The sequence below is a fragment of the Micromonospora sp. AMSO1212t genome, from assembly GCF_008868145.1.
In the GTDB taxonomy this organism is placed as follows: domain Bacteria; phylum Actinomycetota; class Actinomycetes; order Mycobacteriales; family Micromonosporaceae; genus Micromonospora; species Micromonospora tulbaghiae.
This window is the reverse complement of sequence record NZ_WBKS01000234.1, coordinates 1-3114: the sequence shown is the minus strand read 5'-3', so window position 1 is coordinate 3114 and position 3114 is coordinate 1. Positions and strand designations below refer to the sequence as shown.

The 3114-nt window shown below is 73.2% G+C and carries 3 protein-coding genes and 1 riboswitch; all 3 genes read left to right on the top strand.

What is annotated here, in order from left to right; translation table 11 throughout:
* Window positions 1–66 precede the first annotated feature (66 nt).
* Window positions 67–160: riboswitch (cobalamin riboswitch) on the top strand.
* 108 nt (window positions 161–268) lie between these two features.
* Entirely contained in the window at window positions 269–1201 is a 933-nt protein-coding gene (locus F8279_RS29455) for an ABC transporter substrate-binding protein (RefSeq protein ID WP_091414475.1), read from the top strand.
* Window positions 1202–1270: 69 nt separating this feature from the next.
* On the top strand, window positions 1271–2365 hold the full coding sequence (locus tag F8279_RS29450; RefSeq protein ID WP_091416074.1) for an iron ABC transporter permease: 1095 nt from the start codon (window positions 1271–1273) through the stop codon (window positions 2363–2365).
* The coding region (locus F8279_RS29445) for an ABC transporter ATP-binding protein (RefSeq protein ID WP_151501688.1) at window positions 2362–3114 on the top strand (753 nt) is incomplete at its 3' end. The genes F8279_RS29450 and F8279_RS29445, both read left to right, overlap by 4 nt.

Sequence of the window (3114 nt, the reverse complement as noted above, 5' to 3'; positions counted from 1 at the left end):
CCCCCTACCGTCCGGACGATCTCCGCTGGTCGTGCGCTACCGTGGCACCGACCGTGCCACAGCGAAGCCGGTGTGAAACCGGCGCTGTCCCGCAACTGTGATGCCCCGTACGCGCGGCGTCGGCCTCCCGCCGGCGCCGACGGACGTGGGACGAGCCAGGTCGCCTGCGGCCCGGTCGCGACACGCGCTCTCGAGGAAGGGCGCCTCGCGGGCGGGCCTTTTCCCCTGTCGGCGAAGCACCACACTCCTCGACCGACAGGAGGCACCCATGTCCAGACGTACCCCCCGGCTCTTCGCCACCGCGCTCGCGGCCGGCGTGCTGCTCCTCGGCGGCTGCGCCGAGAAGACCTCGACCGACACCCCCGCCGCCGGCGGCTCCGGCGGCGCGTTCCCGGCCACCGTCGGCAAGCTGACGCTGGAGAAGCGGCCCGAGAAGATCGTCTCGCTCTCGCCGACCTCCACCGAGATGCTCTTCGCCATCGGCGCCGGCAAGCAGGTCACCGCCGTCGACGACCAGTCGAACTACCCGGCCGAGGCGCCCCGCACCGACCTGTCCGGCTACCAGCCGAACGCCGAGGCCGTCGCCTCCCGGAACCCCGACCTGGTGGTGATCTCGGACAACCTCAACAAGATCGCCGACCAGCTCGTCGCGCTGAAGATCCCGGTCCTCCAGATCCCCGCCGCGGCCACCCTCGACGACACGTACCGGCAGCTCACCGACCTGGGCACGCTCACCGGCCACCGGTCCGAGGCGGACGCCGTGGTGCAGAAGATGAAGGACGACATCACCGCGCTGACGAAGGACCTGCCGAAGCGCGCGGAGAAGGTGACCTACTACCACGAGCTGGGCCCGGAGCTGTACACCGCGACCAGCAAGACGTTCATCGGCACCATCTACGCGCTCGCCGGCCTGGAGAACATCGCCGACGCGTCCGACGCCGACGGGAAGAACGGCGGCTACCCGCAGCTCTCACAGGAGGTCATCGTCAAGGCGAACCCCGACTTCGTCTTCCTCTCCGACACCAAGTGCTGCAAGCAGAACGCCGACACGGTGAAGGCGCGCAGCGGCTGGTCCGGCATCACCGCTGTGAAGAACAACCAGATCGTCGAGCTGGACGACGACATCGCCTCGCGCTGGGGCCCGCGCGTGGTCGACCTGCTCAAGGTGATCGTCGACGCCACCGCCAAGGTCCCGGCCTGACCGTGGCCGTACGACAGGCGGACTCCGCCCCTCGCCCGGCCGTCCGGGGCGCCCCGGCCCGGCACATGGCTGTCCCGGCCCGGGCGGCGTGGGGCGCGCGGCGCGGCCGGTGGCCCGATCCGGCCCGCCGGGCTGCGCAAGCGCTGGCTGCTCGCCGGTGTCGCGGCGGTGCTCGTCGCGCTGGTGGCCGGCGTCTCGCTCGGCCCGGTGAGCCTGCCGCCCGGCAGCGTCGCGGCCGAACTGCTCAACCTGCTGCCCGGGGTGCACCTGGACAGCGGGCTCACCGAGCGGGAAATCGCGATCATCACCGAACTGCGGCTGCCCCGGGTCGTGCTCGGGCTGCTCGTCGGCGCGCTCCTGGCCCTGGCCGGCGGCTGCTACCAGGGCGTCTTCCGCAACCCGCTGGCCGACCCGTACCTGCTGGGTGTGGCGGCCGGCGCCGGGTTCGCGGTCACCACGGCGATCGTGCTCGGCGCCGGGGCGGGCGGCGCGCTGACCGGGCTGCCGATCACCATCCCGCTCGCCGCGTTCGTCGGCTCGCTCGGCGCGGTCGTGCTGACGTACCTGCTCGGCGCGGCCGGTGGACGGGACCGGTCACCGGCCACCCTGATCCTGGCCGGCGTCGCGGTCTCGGCGTTCTTCGGCGCCGGGCAGACGTACCTGCTGCAACAGCACTCCGACAACATCCAGCAGGTCTACTCCTGGCTGCTCGGGCGGCTGGCCACCGCCGGCTGGCACGACGTGTGGCTGGTCCTGCCGTACTTCGTGCTCACCGCCGTGGTGGTGCTGCTGCACCGGCGCGAGCTGGACGTGCTCTCCGTCGGCGACGACGAGGCCGCCGGCCTGGGCCTGCACCCGCAACGCTCCCGCTACCTGCTGATCGCCGCGGCGTCGCTGGGCACCGCCGCAGCCGTGTCCGCGTCCGGGCTGATCGGCTTCGTCGGCATCATCGTGCCGCACACCATGCGGCTGCTCTTCGGTTCCAGTCACCGGGTGATCCTGCCGCTGTCGATGCTGTTCGGCGGCGCGTTCCTCGCGCTGACCGACGTGGTCGCCCGTACCGCCGCCGCCCCCGCCGAGATCCCGATCGGCGTGGTCACCGCGCTGCTCGGCGGCCCGTTCTTCGTCCTGGTCCTGCGGACCGCCCGCCGGGTGGCGATGTGAACGCCCCCGCCGTGCGCGTTCACGACCTGCGGGTCGCCCTCGGCGGCAACCCGATCCTGACCGGCGTCGACCTGACCGTCGCCGCCGGCGAATGGGTCACCGTCATCGGCCCCAACGGCGCCGGCAAGTCGACCCTGTTGCGCGCCGTCGGCGGCCTGCTGACCGGCCCGGGCGAGGTGGCCCTCTTCGGTACGCCGATAGCTGCGCTCCGTCGCCGCGAGCGGGCCCGTGTGGTGGCCACCGTGGCGCAGTCCCCGGTGGTGCCGGCCGGCATGTCGGTGTTCGACTACGCGCTGCTCGGCCGCACCCCGTACATCCCGGCGCTGGGCCGCGAGTCCGCCGCCGACCTGGCCGCCGTGCACGAGGTGCTGGACCGGCTCGACCTGGGCCCGCTCGCCCACCGCGAGCTGGCCACGCTCTCCGGCGGCGAGCGTCAGCGCGTCTTCCTGGCACGGGCGCTGGCCCAGGGCGCCACGCTGCTGCTGCTCGACGAGCCGACGAGCGCGCTGGACATCGGGCACCAGCAGGAGGTGCTCGAACTCGTCGACCAGCTCCGCCGGGCGCACGGCCTGACCGTGCTCGCCACCATGCACGACCTCTCCATCGCCGGCGAGTACGCCGACCGCCTGGTGCTGCTCGCCGACGGCCGGGTGGCCGCCGCCGGCCCCCCGGAGGAGGTGCTGACCGAGGAGTTGCTGGCCCGCCACTACCGAGCCCACATCCGCGTCATCCCCGGCGACCACGGCCCC